Genomic DNA, 15,467 nt, shown 5'->3' with positions numbered 1-15,467 from the left:
CGCAGCGGCGCGCCGTTCTGGTTGGGCAGTTCACGGCCATACATGCCCACCGCCAGGATCGCCAGCGGGTTCATCGCCTCATCCAGACGCAGGCCTTCCACATAGGGCCAGTCGATCAGGGCGAAGCCGGAGCGCTGCCCAGGCATGCGCTTGGGGTCTTCCAGGGTTTCGAAACGGATATAGCGCGCCTTGGAGGTTGGCTCGACCTGCTTGAGTACCTCGGCCAAGGGGAAGCCCAGCCAGGGAATCACCATCGACCAGGCCTCCACACAGCGCAGGCGATAGATCCGCTCCTCGAGCTGGTACGGTTTGACGAAGTCCTCCAGCGCATAACGCCCGGGCTTGGCCACTTCGCCATCGACCACCAGGCTCCACGGCTCGGTCTTCAGGCTGCCGGCATTGGCCGCCGGGTCGCCCTTGTCGGGCCCGAACTCATAGAAGTTGTTGTAGTGGGTCGCGTCCTTGAACGGCGTGATCGCCTCGCCGCTGACGGTGACCGCCTGCCAGCGCGTGGCGCCGAGCTTGTCGCTGAACCAGCCTGGCGCGCTGCCCGCCTCGACATCGGCATAGCGGGAAACCTCCGCCGCGGCGCCCAACCGGGGCAAGGCACCCAGGGCTGCACCTGCAAGGCCGGCGCCCAGCAGCTGGCGACGGGAGAGGTAGAAACTTTCGGGGGTGATCTCGGACGACTTGCAGTCGCTGGATCGGGGAAGCTTGATGAGCATGGCGGCTCCACAGTACGGGTAACTGATGTACACGTAAGACTATGGAGCCGGCAGGTTATTCCGCGATTAAATCCTTGTCAGGATTTGCGACGGCGCGCCCGCAACAGGAACTGGATCGGCCCCGATGCAGCATAGGCGAGGAAGATCAGCAGCAGGATGCGCGGCGGATCGCTGAACACCACGGCAAACACCAGCACCACGGCCAGGATCGCGACAAAGGGCACGCGGCCCTTGAGGTCGAGCTCCTTGAAGCTGTTGTACTTGATGTTGCTGACCATCAGCATGCCGGCGGCCGCCACCAGCAGCGCCACCAGGAACGACAGCTTGGAACCCTGGATGCCGTAGTCGCTGAACGCCCAGACAGTACCGGCCACAACGCCGGCCGCCGCCGGGCTGGCCAGGCCGATGAAGTAGCGTTTGTCGGCGGTGCCGACCTGGGTGTTGAAGCGCGCCAGGCGCAGGGCCGCGCCGGCCACATAGATGAAGGCGACCATCCAGCCGACCTTGCCCATGTCGCCCAGGGCCCAGCCGAACGCCAACAATGCCGGCGCCACGCCGAAGGCGACCATGTCCGACAGCGAGTCGTACTCGGCACCGAAGGCGCTTTGCGTATTGGTCATGCGCGCCACGCGGCCGTCGAGGCCGTCGAGGACCATGGCGACGAAGATGGCGATGGCGGCGAAGGCGAAGTACTTGCTCGCCTCGCGTGGATCACCCGCGCTCAGGGCGCTCTGCGCGCTCATCGAGCTGATGATGGAATAGAAGCCGGCGAACAGGTTCGCGGTGGTGAACAGGTTGGGCAGCAGATAGATACCGCGGTGACGCACCTTGCGCCCTTCGGCGTCGTGGCCTTCTTCAACGTGCTCATCGACAGGTAGCAGGCTTTCGGCGTCGGAGGGCTTGTTCGGCTCTTCGGGACGTTCGCTCATGAAAAGTACCTTGCAACAGGGTGGAATATGTTCGACATGGGCTCTGCAAAACGGTTCTGACAGCGAGCCACTGGTCGCTTTATACCAGAAGCTGACCGCGCAAACGAAAAAACGCGGCCGAAGCCGCGTTTTTCATTATCGACGCAAGACTCAGTTCTTGGTCTTGTCGACGATCTTGTTGGCCGAGATCCACGGCATCATCGAACGCAGCTGCTCGCCGATGATCTCGATGCCGTGAGCGGCGTTGTTGCGGCGCTTGGCGGTCATCGAAGGATAGTTGGTGGCGCCTTCGCTGATGAACATCTTCGCGTACTCGCCGTCCTGGATGCGCTTCAGAGCGTTGCGCATGGCCTTGCGGGATTCTTCGTTGATGACTTCAGGGCCGGTGACGTACTCACCGTACTCGGCGTTGTTGGAGATCGAGTAGTTCATGTTGGCGATGCCGCCTTCGTACATGAGGTCAACGATCAGCTTCAGCTCGTGCAGGCACTCGAAGTAGGCCATTTCCGGGGCGTAGCCCGCTTCGACCAGGGTTTCGAAACCGGCCTTGACCAGCTCGACGGTACCGCCGCAGAGAACGGCCTGCTCACCGAACAGGTCGGTTTCGGTCTCGTCCTTGAAGGTGGTTTCGATGATGCCGGTACGGCCGCCACCGACGCCAGCAGCGTAGGACAGGGCGACGTTCTTGGCGTTGCCCGAAGCGTCCTGGTAGATGGCGATCAGGTCAGGGATGCCGCCGCCCTTGACGAACTCGGAGCGCACGGTGTGGCCCGGGGCCTTCGGCGCGATCATGATCACGTCGAGGTCGGCACGCGGCACGACCTGGTTGTAGTGGATCGAGAAGCCATGGGAGAAGGCCAGGGTGGCGCCCTTCTTGATGTTCGGCTCGATCTCGTTCTTGTACAGCTGGCCCTGGAACTCGTCCGGGGTCAGGATCATGACCAGGTCGGCGGCAGCGACGGCGCTGGCCACGTCGGCCACTTTCAGGCCGTGGGCTTCAGCCTTGGCAACGGTAGCCGAACCTTTACGCAGACCGACGGTAACGTCCACACCGGAGTCCTTCAGGTTGCACGCCTGGGCGTGACCCTGGGAGCCGTAGCCGATGATGGCGACTTTCTTGCCCTGGATGATGGAGAGGTCGCAGTCTTTGTCGTAGAAAACTTTCATGAAAATACCCCTGGTTATATCTCGGCCCCTGCGGAGCCATCGCTATTTTTGAAGTTAGATGCTGAGCACTTTGTCGCCACGGGCAATGCCGGTGACGCCACTGCGCACGGTTTCGAGAATCGATGCGGTGCCGATGGCCTGGATGAAGCTGTCCAGTTTGTCGCTGGTGCCGCTCAGCTGCACGGTGTACACGCTGGCGGTCACGTCGACGATCTGGCCACGGAAGATATCCGTGGTGCGCTTGATCTCGGCGCGCTGGGCACCGGTGGCCTTGACCTTGACCAGCATCAGTTCGCGCTCGATGTGGGCGCTTTCCGACAGGTCGACAAGCTTGACCACTTCGACCAGCTTGTTGAGGTTCTTGGTGATCTGTTCGATCACTTCGTCATGGCCAACGGTGGTCAGCGTCAGACGCGACAGGGTCGGGTCTTCGGTCGGCGCCACGGTCAGGCTTTCAATGTTGTAGTTGCGCTGGGAGAACAAGCCGACCACGCGAGACAAGGCACCGGGTTCGTTTTCCAGCAGCAGGGAGATGATGTGCCGCATGTCAGGTACGCTCCGTCTTGCTCAGCCACATGTCACGCATCGAGCCGTCCTTGATCTGCATCGGATAGACGTGCTCGGTCCGGTCGACCGCGATGTCGATGAACACCAGGCGGTCCTTCATCGCGAAAGCCTCTTCCAGTTTCGGCTTGAGGTCTTTCAGGCTGGTGATGCGAATGCCCACATGGCCATAGGCCTCGGCCAGCTTGACGAAGTCCGGCAGCGACTCGACATAGGAATGCGAGTGGCGACCGTTGTAGGACATGTCCTGCCATTGGCGAACCATGCCCAGCACACCGTTGTTCAGGTTGACGATCTTCACCGGCAGGCCGTACTGCATGCAGGTGGACAGCTCCTGGATGTTCATCTGGATGCTGCCTTCACCGGTAACGCAGGCCACATCCTGGTCGGGGAAGTTGAGCTTGATGCCCATGGCCGCCGGGAAACCGAAGCCCATGGTGCCCAGGCCACCGGAGTTGATCCAGCGGTTGGGTTTGTTGAAGCGGTAGTACTGCGCCGCGAACATCTGGTGCTGGCCCACATCGGAGGTGACGAAGGCATCGCCCTTGGTCACTTCGCACAGGGTCTCGATGACCTGTTGCGGCTTGATGATGTTGCCGTCGCCCTTGTCGTAGGGGAACAGCTCACCGTCGCCACGCCATTCGTCGATCTGCTTCCACCAGGCATCGAGCGCCGCCTTGTCGGGCTGCTCGCCGATTTCCTTGAGGATGCCGAGCATTTCGCTCAACACGCTCTCGACCGGGCCGACGATCGGCACGTCGGCCTTGATCATCTTCGAGATCGACGCCGGGTCGATGTCGATGTGGATGATCTTGGCGTTCGGGCAGAACTTGGCCGGGCCGTTGACCACGCGGTCGTCGAAACGCACGCCGACAGCGAAGATCACGTCGGCGTTGTGCATGGCCAGGTTGGCGGTGTAGCTGCCGTGCATGCCGAGCATGCCGAGGAACTGGCGGTCGGTGCCGGGGAAGCCACCAAGGCCCATGAGGGTGTTGGTGACCGGCAGGTTCAACGACTTGGCGATTTCGGTCAGGGCTTCGGAGCCGCCGCCGAGAATCACGCCGCCGCCGGAGTAGACCACCGGGCGCTTGGCCGCGAGGAGCATTTCGGCTGCCTTGCGGATCTGCCCGGAATGGCCGCGCAGGGCCGGGCTATAGGAACGCAGCTTGACCTTTTTCGGGTAGATGTACTCGAACTTCTCGGCCGGGTTGGTCATATCTTTTGGAATGTCGACCACGACCGGGCCGGGACGGCCGGACTGCGCCAGATAGAAGGCTTTTTTCAGGACTTCGGGGATTTCCGAGGCGTGCTTGACCATGAAGCTGTGCTTCACGATCGGCCGGGAGATACCGATCATGTCGGTTTCCTGGAACGCATCGGTGCCGACCATGGTGCTGGGCACCTGGCCAGACAGGATGACCATCGGGATGGAATCCATGTAGGCGGTGGCAATGCCGGTGATGGCATTGGTCGCGCCTGGGCCGGAAGTCACCAGTACCACGCCGGCCTTGCCGGTGGCACGGGCGTAACCGTCCGCCATATGGGTGGCAGCCTGCTCGTGACGAACCAGGATGTGCTGGACTTCCGGTTCCTTGAACAAGGCATCGTAAACATGAAGGAGAGCACCGCCAGGGTACCCGTAGATGTGCTTAACGCCTTCGTCGCGCAAGAAGCGGACGACCATTTCAGCGCCGGATAAGAGCTCCACGTTGTTCACCTCTAAAACGCCAGAATACCGCCCTCACTGAGCGGGTCTTATTAGGTTTACTGCCAAGCAGAGCATGAGCGAACGTCAGCACTGACTGAGCAAGTATTGGGAATACCCTGGTGTGTTGCGGGCCTTCCCACCCAGCGCGAGGTAACGCGTTGCGGGGTGTTACAAGTCGGCGCGGGTGTGCGCCTCATGATCTGCTTAGCGGGTCTGCTTCTGGCAGTCCCTCTACAGCGGAATCTGGATTCTTGTGATTCGGCGCTCACAAGTCAAGAGAAATTATTGCCAATTTTTGATCAAGATGAATTCTCACCACCACTAATGGCGCGAGCAGCAGCAGGAAAAATAAGATTTCCATAAAAAAGGGCCACAATCTGCGGCCCTTGAAGAAAAAACGGTAGAAATCAGGCGGAAGGCGCGATCAATTGGTCGAAAGTTGCGAGCAAACGCCGTAGCTCGCGGCTTTGTTCCGGGCGGTCGACGAACACCGTCTCGGCCATCACCAGGATGCCCGAGGCGTTGGGCAACGAGTGCCCGTGCTCGAGGATCAGCTTCATGCGCGGCAGGAAGATCCACTGCAGCCACTGCTCGAAGCTCATGCGGTCCACCGCGAACGGCTCCACGCTGGCCAACGCCTCGGCACTGGGGGTGGCGTCGCTCCACCAGCCCTGGACCTTTAGCTCCTGCTCGATCAGCAGCAGTTGGTCGGCGATATCGAGAATGCGCTGTTCCATCACAGGTTGACCCGCGCCTTCTGCCGCGCCAGGGCGGCACCTGCGCTGTCACCCTGCTTTTCACGGGCCTGGGCGATGGTGTTCCACAGCTGGGCCTGCAGGTCTGGGCGACCGTTGGCGTAGGTCAGGGCACGGCGTGCCAGTTGCTCGGACTGCGCCGCATCGCCCTGGGACAGGCGCACCTGGGCCAGGCGGAACAACACCTGTGGCTCACGCGGGGCAATGCGCTGGGCACGCTCCAGGCTCGACGCGGCGCCGTTGAAGTCGCCACTGCCCTGCTGCTGCTGGGCAGTGGTGAGCAGGGCCAGCACCGGGCCGTCGAGCTGCTCGTCGGCCGACAGGCCGCCACTGGAGGCGTTGCCACGCGGGATACCGGTCGGGGCACTGGTCACCGGCGCCGGGTTGCTCATCGAGGCGATGTCGAACGGTTCGTCGGCAATCGGGTTGGGGTTGGTCGTGATCGGCCCGCTGCTGACCGGGCCCGGGGTGATCGGGCCGGTGCTGATCGGCGCAGGCCCGGTGCCTGCCGGGAACGACTGGATCGGCGCGCCGCCTGTCCCCTGCGGGATCATCACGGTGACGCCGGAGTCTTCCGGCAATGACTGGGCCTGGCTGCTGCCGCCGCTGGTCGGATAGGCCGACGTGCGGTTGGCCGAGACGCGCTCGCTGTTGGAGACCCGGGTGCTCGAATCGACCACCGGAATGTTGCCACGCGGGACGCTGGCACAGCCGTGCAGAACGGTCACTGCCGCCACGGCAGGAATCCACCACTTGTTCACTTCACACCCTCTTCAGAAGCTCGCGCTCAATTCATCCAGCCCTTGACCCAGTCCATCACCTCTTCGGCCGGGTTCTGCTCGCCGCCACAGGCGGCGCCTGCGGGCGGTTCACTGCCACGAATATACGGCATCTGCACCGCTCCCGGACAGCTGCCGTCGGAACCCTGGCCGCTGTAGGGGTCGATCCAGGCCTGCACCACGTTGTCCGGCTGCGGCATGTCCAGCGGCAGCGGGTCGGCCTTCTTCATGAAGCTGGTCCACACCTGCAAGGCGCCGGTGGCACCGGTGAACGGCGTCTTGCCGTTGTCGTCGCGGCCCAGCCAGACCACCGCCAGCAGGTCCTGGCTGAAACCGGAGAACCAGCTGTCGCGCGAGTCGTTGCTGGTGCCGGTCTTGCCGGCCAGGGTCAGCGAGCTCGGCAGCGTGCTGTACACCGAGCGCCCGGTACCTTCACGCATCACCCGCTGCATGGCGTTCTGCACCAGGTAGATCGAACCCGGGTCGAAGGTCTGCTGGATCTGGAACGGGTAGCGCTTGAGCGGCTCGCCTTCGGCGGTGAGCACGCTGCGGATACCGCGCATCGGCGTGTTGAAGCCGCCGTTGGCGATGGTCTGGTACATGGTTGCCACCTGCATCGGCGACATGCCGCCGGCGCCCAGCAGCATCGACGGGAACGCCTGCCAGTCGACCTGCACGCCGAGCCGGGCGATGGTCTTGATCACGTTGGGCACGCCCACTTCAAGGCCCAGCTTGGCGGTGGACAGGTTGTAGGAGTTGGCCAGGCCCTGGTACAGGTAGATGGTGCCATGGGGGCGGCGGTCGTAGTTCTGCGGCCGCCATACCTGGCCATCGGCGCCCTTGACCGAGAACGGCTCGTCATGCACCCAGCTGGTGAGGGTGAACTTGCTAGGCTGCTCCAGCGCGGTCAGGTAGACCGCCGGTTTGACCAGCGAACCAATCGGCCGCACCGCATCGATGGCACGGTTGAAACCGGCGAAGCCCGACTGACGGCTGCCGATCAGCGCCTGCACCTCACCGGTTTCCGGGTTGGTGACGACCATCGCCGATTCGACTTCGTCGGCGCCCTTGCGCCCGGCCAGGCGTTTGAAGGTCTCGCTCATGGCGGTTTCGGCCTTCATCTGCAGGATCGGGTCGAAACTGGTGAAGATGCGCAGGCCTTCTTCGGTCAAGTCTTCGTCGCGGTAGTCCTGGCGCAGCTGACGCTTGACCAGGTCGAGAAAGGCCGGGAACGAGCTGTCGGCCAGGCTGCCGCGCTTGGTCACGCCCAGGGGCATCTTCTTCGCCGCGTCGACCACGTCCTGAGTGGCCACGCCTTGCTCGGCGAGCAGGTCTAGCACCAGGTTGCGCCGTTGCAGGGCGCGCTCGGGGTGGCGGCGTGGGTTGTAGTATGACGGGCCCTTGACCATGCCCACCAGCAGGGCGATCTGGTGCAGCTTGAGTTCCTGCAGCGGCTGGCTGAAGAAGAACTGGCTGGCCAGACCGAAGCCGTGCACGGCGCGCTGGCCGTCTTGTCCGATGAACACTTCGTTCAGGTAGGCCTCGAGGATCTCGTGCTTGTCGTAGTGCACTTCCAGGAGCAGCGACATCATCGCTTCGGTCAGCTTGCGGCTGAGACTGCGCTCGTTGGTGAGGAAGAAGTTCTTCACCAACTGCTGGGTCAGGGTACTGCCGCCCTGGCGCATGGCGCCGGACGAAGTGTTGACCCACACCGCGCGGGCGATGGACTTGGGCGACACGCCGAAGTGGCTGTAGAAGTCGCGGTCTTCGGTGGCGATCAGGGTTTCCACCAGATACGGCGGCACCTGGTCGATCTTGACCAGGATGCGGTCTTCGAGGTTCTTCGGGTAGATACCGCCGATCATCAGCGGCTCAAGGCGCACCACGTCGAGCTTGCCGCCATTGGCGCCGCTGAGGCCCGCGACATAATCGCCGGAGAAGCGCACACGCACGAATTGCGCCGGTTCCATGCCCTCGTAGAACTGGAAGCCACGGGTATTGAGGTCGACGGTATTGCCGTTGACCGACGCCGCGCCCGGGCCGTTGGCCGCGCTTTCCCGACGGTAGCCGAGGGCATCGAGCTCGGTGAGGAAGTCGTTGCGGCTCAGTTTCTGGCCGACGAACAGCTCCAGCGGCCGGGCATACACCTTGGCCGGGATGGTCCAGCGCTTGCCGGAGAACTTCTCCTGGACAGTGGCGTCGAGGTAGACCGCGAAGCCGGCGATCAGTACCAGGCCGACCAGGCTGAGCTTGAGCGCCCAGCCCAGCCAGGCACGGGCGCGGCCGGTCGGGCGTTTTTTGGGGGTGCGGGAATTTCGGGTACGAGTCATGGCGGCGGATTATACGCACTTTGGAAAAGGGAGGCAGACGCCCCTTGGCGGTTTGCAGGGACGGCACCATTGACCATAATGTTCGATTCGAATTCCCTGACCCCTGAAGGATGATCCGTGAGCCAAGCCCTGATCAGCGCGCTGCAGAACCCCGCCCTCTATCCGCACCCTGTCGCGGGCTTCGAGCTCATCGAGACGCATATCTCCTGGGTCCTGCTGACCGGCGAGTTTGCCTACAAGATCAAGAAGCCGATGAACTTCGGCTTCCTCGACTTTACCGGCCTCGACCAGCGCGGGCATTTTTGTAACGAAGAGCTGCGCCTGAACCAGCGCCTGACCGAAGGTCTGTACCTGGAAGTGCTGCCGATCACCGGTAGCGTCGAAGCGCCGCAGATCGACGGCGAAGGCCCGGCGATCGAATACGCGCTGAAGATGCGCCAGTTCCCTCAAGGCCAGATGCTCAGCACCTTGCAGGCCAACGGCGAGCTGAATGCCGGACATATCGACCAGATGGCGCGGCAGATCGCCGAGTTCCACCTGCAGGCGCCCAAGGTGCCGGTCGAGCACCCGCTGGGCACGCCGGACGCGGTGATGGCGCCGGTGGAGCAGAACTTCGAACAGATCCGCCCGTTCCTCAGCGACAAGGCCGACCTGCAGCAGCTCGATGCACTGCAAGCCTGGGCCCAGGACAGCTTCAAGCGCCTGCACGGCCTGCTCGAGGCGCGCAAGGCCGACGGTTTCATTCGCGAATGCCACGGTGACATCCACCTGGGCAACGCCACCCTGATCGACGGCAAGGTGGTGATCTTCGACTGCATCGAGTTCAACGAACCGTTCCGCCTGACCGACGTCTACGCCGACGTCGGCTTCCTGGCCATGGACCTCGAGGACCGCGGCCTGAAGTGCCTGTCGCGGCGTTTCGTCAGCCAGTATCTGGAGCTGACCGGCGACTACCAGGGCCTGGAATTGCTGAATTTCTACAAGGCCTACCGCGCTCTGGTGCGGGCCAAGGTCGCGCTGTTCAGCATGCCAGCCGAGGCCGACGGCGTGCAGCGCGCCACCACCCTGCGCACCTACCGCAACTATGCCAACCTGGCCGAAAGCTACAGCGCCATCCCTTCGCGCCTGCTGGCCATCACCCAAGGCGTCTCGGCAGTGGGCAAGAGCCACGTGGCAATGCGCCTGGTCGAGGCTCTCGGCGCAGTGCGCGTACGCTCGGACGTGGAGCGCAAGCGCCTGTTCGGCAAGCAATCGGCGGCCGATGCCGGTCATCTGGAGGCCGGCATCTACGACAAGCAGGCCAGCGTTGCCACCTACCAGCGCCTGCACGAACTTGCAGAGATCATCCTCCACGCCGGGTTCCCGGTGGTGCTCGACGCCACCTACCTCAAGCATGAGCAGCGCAAGGCCGCGGCCGAGGTCGCCAGCGAGACCGGCGTGCCGTTCCTGATCCTCGACTGCCATGCCCCGGACGCGGTGATCGCCAGCTGGCTGGCGCAACGCCAGGCCGAGGCCATCGACCCGTCGGACGCCACCCTGGAGGTGGTCAAGGCGCAACAAGCGACGCGCGATCCGCTCGATGCCGAGGAGCAAAAGCACAGCAAGCGGGTGAACACTCAGGAAAGCGCCAGCATGGACCAGTTGATCGAACAGATCCGCCAGCATTTCCCCGGCTTTTGAGCCATCAGGCGTGAAGCAGTCGACAGTTCACGCCTGAAGTCCGGCGCCCCTCCAGTGATGTCATTACAATATCATCACACCCCACGGAGGAGGCGCCGCCATGAATCAGCCCCGTCAGCTGGACAACGTCCTGTACTCGATGATCCGCGACGAGAAGATCGCGGCGTTCAACCGCGAGAAACCCAGCGATTCACCGATCGACTTTCGCGGCGGTGATTTCCGCGGCCTCGACCTGCGCGATCTGGATGTACGCGGCATCGACTTTTCCGACGCCTACTTCCGTGCCGCTGACCTGCGCGGGCTGGACCTGCGGGAAAACGGCCTGGAAGGGGCGAGCCTGGCCCATGCGCAGATCTCCGGGACGTATTTCCCGGCCGAGCTGAGCGCCGACGAGATCCTGATGTCGGTGAAGTTCGGGACGCGGATGCGTTATCGCAGCCCACGCCAAGGGTAAGCGTCTGGCCTGCACAAGGCGGTGGCGACGAACCTTGTGGATCGGACACACGTGGGAGCGGGCTAGCCCGCTCCCGCTCAGCCAGAGCGCTACATCCCGTCGGCGCCGATGGCAAAAGGCCGCGTAATCCACAACCCCCGCTACACTCCTCATTGACCTGCTCGCGATTTATCCCCACGACCCGTTCAGCCATCGCAAGGAGGCTCGATGAACGATGAATTGCAGCATCTGAAAAACCTTGGCAAGACCTCCGCGCAATGGCTGCATGCCGTCGGCATCCACAGTGCATCGGACCTGCGCCGGCTCGGCGCGGTGGGTGCCTATCAGGCCGTGAGAACGCGAGGATTCCGGGCTTCGAAGGTGTTGTTGTACGCCATCGAGGGCGCCCTGCTGGACATGCACTGGAATGACCTGCCGGTCGAACGCAAGCAGGCGTTGAACCAGCAGCTCGATGCCAAGTGCCCAGCCCAATCACAAAAGAACGAAAAATAATTGTGCAAAGGCATTGACTCCGAAATGAGAATCGTTATGATTATCACAACTGGTCGCGAGACCGGTTGGGTAACCTGAATGCTCCCTGGTTCGGACGCTCAGATTATCTCCTCATCAGGCTAATCACGGTTATTGACCCGGCTTTTTGCCGGGTCTTTTTTTGCCTGCGATTCAGTGGCCCTTGCGCAGTTGGGCGCAGTAGTCCTGTTCCGGTGTCGCCGGGGTGTACCAGACGAAGTCAGCCATGGCCGGCTCGACCGTTTCCCCCACTTCCGCCAGCAACAGCACCTTGTCCTCGGGCTTGGCGTCGAGGTCGGCCAGGTGCAGCGGCACGCCGAGATCCTTGCGCGCATGGTAGCTGCCGGTGAGCAACAGCGCCGGCTGCGGCGCGGCCAGCAAGCGCTCGGCGATGCGCCGGTCACGCTGCTGCTGCACCGCCAGCATCGCCGGTAGCTGGCTTTCCGGCAGCAGATTGCAGTGGCCGGCACGCACCTGTGCCAGCAGCGCCTGCACCACTGCCGGCGCATTGGAGCGCTCGCCCGGAGGTGTCGCCGGTTGGCGATAGGCTTGGCGGATTTCATCGGGCGACAGGTTCGCCGCCAGTAGCGGGTATGGCTGGCCAAGGGTCTCGCGCACGATCGGCCCGTACAGCGCCCAATCCCAGCCGGGTTGCCAGGCGAGCGCCTTCGGCAGGTCGGCTGCTGGCGTTACCTTGCCCTTCTGCGCATCGACAAGCGCCTGCTGTTGCGGCTCGAGCATTTCCAGCAGCAGGCTGCCCTGCGCGCGGCGGCTTTCCAGGGCGCGCAGCAGCCACAGCTGCAAGCGGTGATGGTCGGGATTGTCGTGCTTTTCACCGACCAGCACCCGTGGCGCATCGGCCAGGCGCTGGACCAGCTGTCCGGGGCTCAATACCTGGCCGCTGGACAACTCGATGATCTGCCCCAACTGGACGTTGTCGCGGCCTTCGGTCCCCTGCCAGGCCGGCACGGGCGGCAGGCTCGCCTGGCAACCGCCGAGCGCCAGCGCCAGGCAGATGGACAAGCCGGACAGCAAGGGATGGCGCATGGCGAATGGCTCCTAGCGAGTGATGATCAGCGGATGGCCGCGCTCCGGATGAGGTTGCACCAGGACGTCGATACCGAACACCGCTCGCAGCGCCGTCGGTGTCAGCACTTGTTGCGGTGTGCCCAGTGCATGGCTGCGGCCCTGCTCCAGCAAGAGAATATGGTCACAGTAGCGCGCCGCCAGGTTCAGGTCATGCAGGATCACCAGCACCGACGCGCCACGGTCGGCGAAACTGCGTACCGCCTGCAGCGTGGTGTGCTGATGCAGCGGGTCCAGCGCAGAAGTGGGCTCATCCAGCAACAGCGTGGTGCCGGGCTCGCCGGGCCACAGCTGGGCCAGCACCCGCGCCAGGTGCACGCGCTGGCGCTCCCCCCCGGACAGCGCCAGGTAGCTGCGCTCGACCAGGTGCTGAGCATCCGCCGCCGCCAGCGCCGCCTCGACGATTTCCCGGTCGCGCTGACGGCCGCTGGCATAGGGCAGGCGGCCGAGGCCGACCACTTCAGCGACACTGAAGGCAAAGCCAAGGCTGGACGCCTGCGGCAGTACCGCCAGGCGCCGGGCCCGCTCCTGGCCCGGCCAATCGTCCAGCCCACGGCCCTCGAGGTGCACGCGCCCGGCACTGGGCGCCAGTTCGCCACACAGCACGCCGAGCAGGCTGCTCTTGCCGGCGCCATTGGGCCCGAGCACGCCGAGAACCTGCCCTGGCCGCAACGTGAGGTTGATGTCGTGCAACACCTGGCTGCCACCACGTTTGAGAGACAGCCCTTGGACGTCGAGCATCAGTTGCGCACCTTCACCAGCAGGAACAGGAAGAATGGCGCCCCGATAAAGGCGGTGACGATGCCGATCGGCAACTCTGCCGGGGCCAGGGCCAGGCGCGCGACCAGGTCGGCGAACAGCAGCAAGGTACCGCCCGCCAGCAACGAGGCCGGCAGCAGCACCCGATGATCCGGCCCCGCCACCAGCCGCACCAGGTGCGGCACCACCAGGCCGATGAAGCCGATCAGGCCGGCGGCGGCGACCGCCGCCCCCACGCCGAGCGCGGTGCAGAACACCAGCTCGCGCTTGAGCTTTTCCACCTCGATGCCAAGGTGCCGCGCCTCCGACTCGCCTAGCAGCAAGGCGTTGAGCGCCTGCGCCCGGCGCGGCAGCCACAGGGCCACGGCCGCCGCCACCAGCAGCAAGGGCCACAGCCTCTCGTAGCTGGCGCCGTTGAGGCTGCCCAGATTCCAGAAGGTCAGGGTGCGCAGGGTGGCGTCGTCGGCCAGGTAAGTGAACAGGCCCACCGCCGAGCCGCCCAGCGCGGTCATCGCGATACCGGCCAGGAGCATGGTCGCCACGTTGGTCTGGCCGTCGCGGCGCCCCAGGCGATAGACCATCGCTGTCACGCCCAAGCCACCGACGAAGGCACACAACGACAACAGATAAGGCGCGAACCAGTCAGGAATGCCGCCCAGCCAGCTGCCGCCGACGATCGCAACCGCGGCCCCCAGGGCGGCGCCGCTGGCGACACCGACCAGCCCCGGATCGGCCAGCGGGTTGCGGAACAACCCCTGCATCGCCACGCCGGACAATGCCAGCACCGCGCCGACCGCCAGCCCCAGCAAGGTTCGCGGCAGGCGGATCTGGCCGAGGATCATCTCGGCCTGCTCCAGGCCCTCGCCACTGACCGGCAACCCGACCAGGCGCAGGCCGGCGCGCAGGGTATCGAACAGCGGCAGGCTGACCGGCCCCAGCGCCAGCGACAACCACACCGCCAGCAGGCACAGCAAGGCCAGGGTAATGAACAACGTACGTGGTCGAACCCGCGGCATCATGGATTGAGGCTGGCCTTGGCGGCGGGATAGAAGCTGGCGGCCAGCTCATGCAGGGTGGCCGGCAGGCGCGGGCCGAGGCCGCCGACCAGCAACGTCGGGTCGAGCGACAGCAGGCGCTTGTCGCGCACCGCGCGGGACGTCGCCAGGGCCGGGTTTTCCTTGATCAGTGCCTGCAAGGCCTGTTCACCACTGAGGGCCCGGTCGGAGAACACCACCACGTCCGGATTCAGCGCGGCGAGGGCCTCCACCGAGAAGTTCTTGTAGCCCTGGTGGTCAGCGAGATTGCGCCCTCCCGCCTGACGCAGCACCCAGTCCCCGGCAGTGCCCTGCCCGGCGATCATCGGCTTGGCACCGGCATGCCCGACCAGCAGCAACACCCCAGGCGCCTTCTGCCCGGCCTGGGCCTGCTCGACCTGTTTGTGCAACGCCTCCAGCTGCTGACGGTAATCGGCAGCCAACGTCTTGGCCTTGTGCTCGTCGCCGAGCAATGCCCCCAGGTGCTTGAGGTTCTCGTCAACCGCGCCCACTTCGGCCTTGCTGGAGAACAGCTCGACCCGCACCCCGGCCTTGCGGATCTGCGCCAGCACCGGCGGTGGCCCCATTTCCTCAGTGCCCACCAGTACGTCAGGGCGCAGGCTGAGGATGCCTTCGGCCGACAACTGGCGCTGGTAACCGATGCTGGGCAGCGCCTTGAGCGACTCGGGGTGCTGGCTGGTGGTGTCGACGCCGACCAGGCGCTGCTCACCGCCCAGGGCGCTGATCCACTCGCTCAAGGCACCGCCGGCACTTACCCAGCGCTGTGGCAGCTCGGCGGCCATGGTGGGGGTAGACAGGGCAAGACCGGCGCACAGGGCAATCAAGGCAGCGGGACGGCGCATCATCGGATTCCTTTGCAGAGGGCGGGCAGCACACCTTGTGGCGGGCGGCACAAGTGCGCACCATAGACAGCCTGGCGCGACGAATGCGGGCAATTTGATAATTATTCGCATTGAAGCGTCAAGC

15 protein-coding genes (1 of these 15 cut by a window edge) are annotated in these 15,467 nt (G+C 64.3%); 3 read left to right on the top strand and 12 right to left on the bottom strand.

Features of this window, described 5'->3' with window-relative positions; genetic code table 11:
• The 8 genes from msrP to mrcB all read right to left on the bottom strand — a co-directional run.
• Positions 1-725: the 5' portion of a protein-methionine-sulfoxide reductase catalytic subunit MsrP gene (msrP, locus tag CCOS191_RS03660; protein ID WP_046854097.1), read on the bottom strand. 289 nt of this gene lie to the left of the window's left edge; only the first 725 of its 1,014 coding nucleotides appear in the window; it begins with the start codon at positions 723-725; its stop codon lies beyond the left edge, outside the window.
• 77 nt (positions 726-802) lie between these two features.
• Positions 803-1,654 carry a CDP-diacylglycerol--serine O-phosphatidyltransferase gene (pssA, locus tag CCOS191_RS03655; protein ID WP_028691215.1) on the bottom strand — a complete coding sequence of 284 codons (852 nt, stop codon included), beginning with the start codon at positions 1,652-1,654 and terminating at the stop codon, positions 803-805.
• Positions 1,655-1,804: 150 nt separating this feature from the next.
• Positions 1,805-2,821, bottom strand: a complete 1,017-nt coding sequence (gene ilvC, locus CCOS191_RS03650) for a ketol-acid reductoisomerase (protein WP_038706849.1) — start codon at positions 2,819-2,821, stop codon at positions 1,805-1,807.
• 54 nt (positions 2,822-2,875) lie between these two features.
• Positions 2,876-3,367 (bottom strand): acetolactate synthase small subunit, encoded by a 492-nt coding sequence (ilvN, locus tag CCOS191_RS03645; protein ID WP_003250040.1) that lies wholly within the window; start codon positions 3,365-3,367, stop codon positions 2,876-2,878.
• A gap of 1 nt (position 3,368) precedes the next feature.
• Positions 3,369-5,093 carry an acetolactate synthase 3 large subunit gene (locus CCOS191_RS03640; RefSeq protein WP_046857681.1) on the bottom strand — a complete coding sequence of 575 codons (1,725 nt, stop codon included), beginning with the start codon at positions 5,091-5,093 and terminating at the stop codon, positions 3,369-3,371.
• 407 nt (positions 5,094-5,500) lie between these two features.
• Positions 5,501-5,833, bottom strand: coding sequence for a YqcC family protein (locus CCOS191_RS03635; RefSeq protein ID WP_046854096.1), 333 nt, complete (start codon positions 5,831-5,833; stop codon positions 5,501-5,503).
• A complete protein-coding gene (locus CCOS191_RS03630; protein ID WP_046854095.1) occupies positions 5,830-6,609 on the bottom strand; it encodes a tetratricopeptide repeat protein in 780 nt (259 codons plus the stop codon). The genes CCOS191_RS03635 and CCOS191_RS03630 overlap by 4 nt, the downstream gene beginning before the upstream one ends.
• Positions 6,610-6,635: 26 nt before the next feature.
• Positions 6,636-8,957 (bottom strand): penicillin-binding protein 1B, encoded by a 2,322-nt coding sequence (gene mrcB, locus CCOS191_RS03625; protein ID WP_046854094.1) that lies wholly within the window; start codon positions 8,955-8,957, stop codon positions 6,636-6,638.
• A 117-nt stretch (positions 8,958-9,074) separates the two neighbouring features.
• On the opposite strand from mrcB, the gene CCOS191_RS03620 reads away from it, so the two are divergent.
• The 3 genes from CCOS191_RS03620 (at position 9,075) to CCOS191_RS03610 (ending at position 11,583) form a co-directional block, all read left to right on the top strand.
• Positions 9,075-10,637 carry a bifunctional aminoglycoside phosphotransferase/ATP-binding protein gene (locus CCOS191_RS03620; protein WP_046854093.1) on the top strand — a complete coding sequence of 521 codons (1,563 nt, stop codon included), beginning with the start codon at positions 9,075-9,077 and terminating at the stop codon, positions 10,635-10,637.
• Positions 10,638-10,737: 100 nt separating this feature from the next.
• Complete coding sequence (locus CCOS191_RS03615; RefSeq protein ID WP_046854092.1) at positions 10,738-11,091, top strand: pentapeptide repeat-containing protein; 354 nt, start codon at positions 10,738-10,740, stop codon at positions 11,089-11,091.
• A 207-nt stretch (positions 11,092-11,298) separates the two neighbouring features.
• Complete coding sequence (locus CCOS191_RS03610) at positions 11,299-11,583, top strand: TfoX/Sxy family protein (RefSeq protein WP_046854091.1); 285 nt, start codon at positions 11,299-11,301, stop codon at positions 11,581-11,583.
• 171 nt (positions 11,584-11,754) lie between these two features.
• Here the strand turns inward: CCOS191_RS03610 and CCOS191_RS03605 are convergent, their stop codons facing one another.
• The 4 genes from CCOS191_RS03605 to CCOS191_RS03590 are packed head-to-tail and all read right to left on the bottom strand — an operon-like array spanning position 11,755 to position 15,346.
• The gene (locus CCOS191_RS03605) at positions 11,755-12,648 is read right to left on the bottom strand and encodes a ChaN family lipoprotein (RefSeq protein ID WP_046854090.1); all 894 of its coding nucleotides are present in this window, start codon (positions 12,646-12,648) and stop codon (positions 11,755-11,757) included.
• Positions 12,649-12,660: 12 nt separating this feature from the next.
• Positions 12,661-13,428 carry a heme ABC transporter ATP-binding protein gene (locus CCOS191_RS03600; RefSeq protein WP_046854089.1) on the bottom strand — a complete coding sequence of 256 codons (768 nt, stop codon included), beginning with the start codon at positions 13,426-13,428 and terminating at the stop codon, positions 12,661-12,663.
• Complete coding sequence (locus CCOS191_RS03595; protein ID WP_172670917.1) at positions 13,428-14,411, bottom strand: FecCD family ABC transporter permease; 984 nt, start codon at positions 14,409-14,411, stop codon at positions 13,428-13,430. The genes CCOS191_RS03600 and CCOS191_RS03595 overlap by 1 nt, the downstream gene beginning before the upstream one ends.
• A 50-nt stretch (positions 14,412-14,461) precedes the next feature.
• The gene (locus CCOS191_RS03590; RefSeq protein ID WP_046854087.1) at positions 14,462-15,346 is read right to left on the bottom strand and encodes a heme/hemin ABC transporter substrate-binding protein; all 885 of its coding nucleotides are present in this window, start codon (positions 15,344-15,346) and stop codon (positions 14,462-14,464) included.
• Positions 15,347-15,467 lie beyond the last annotated feature (121 nt).

Source organism: Pseudomonas sp. CCOS 191 (assembly GCF_001007005.1).
Taxonomy (GTDB): domain Bacteria; phylum Pseudomonadota; class Gammaproteobacteria; order Pseudomonadales; family Pseudomonadaceae; genus Aquipseudomonas; species Aquipseudomonas soli.
The sequence above is the reverse complement of the archived record's forward strand: the minus strand, read 5'-3'. Positions and strand labels throughout refer to the sequence as shown.

Bases quoted from the DNA above. Each gene is read 5' to 3' on its own strand.
- pssA (WP_028691215.1), bottom strand. From the start codon at position 1,654: ATGAGCGAACGTCCCGAAGAGCCGAACAAGCCCTCCGACGCCGAAAGC.
- ilvC (WP_038706849.1), bottom strand. From the start codon at position 2,821: ATGAAAGTTTTCTACGACAAAGACTGCGACCTCTCCATCATCCAGGGC.
- ilvN (WP_003250040.1), bottom strand. From the start codon at position 3,367: ATGCGGCACATCATCTCCCTGCTGCTGGAAAACGAACCCGGTGCCTTG.
- mrcB (WP_046854094.1), bottom strand. From the start codon at position 8,957: ATGACTCGTACCCGAAATTCCCGCACCCCCAAAAAACGCCCGACCGGC.
- CCOS191_RS03615 (WP_046854092.1), top strand. From the start codon at position 10,738: ATGAATCAGCCCCGTCAGCTGGACAACGTCCTGTACTCGATGATCCGC.
- CCOS191_RS03610 (WP_046854091.1), top strand. From the start codon at position 11,299: ATGAACGATGAATTGCAGCATCTGAAAAACCTTGGCAAGACCTCCGCG.
- CCOS191_RS03605 (WP_046854090.1), bottom strand. From the start codon at position 12,648: ATGCGCCATCCCTTGCTGTCCGGCTTGTCCATCTGCCTGGCGCTGGCG.
- CCOS191_RS03600 (WP_046854089.1), bottom strand. From the start codon at position 13,428: ATGCTCGACGTCCAAGGGCTGTCTCTCAAACGTGGTGGCAGCCAGGTG.
- CCOS191_RS03590 (WP_046854087.1), bottom strand. From the start codon at position 15,346: ATGATGCGCCGTCCCGCTGCCTTGATTGCCCTGTGCGCCGGTCTTGCC.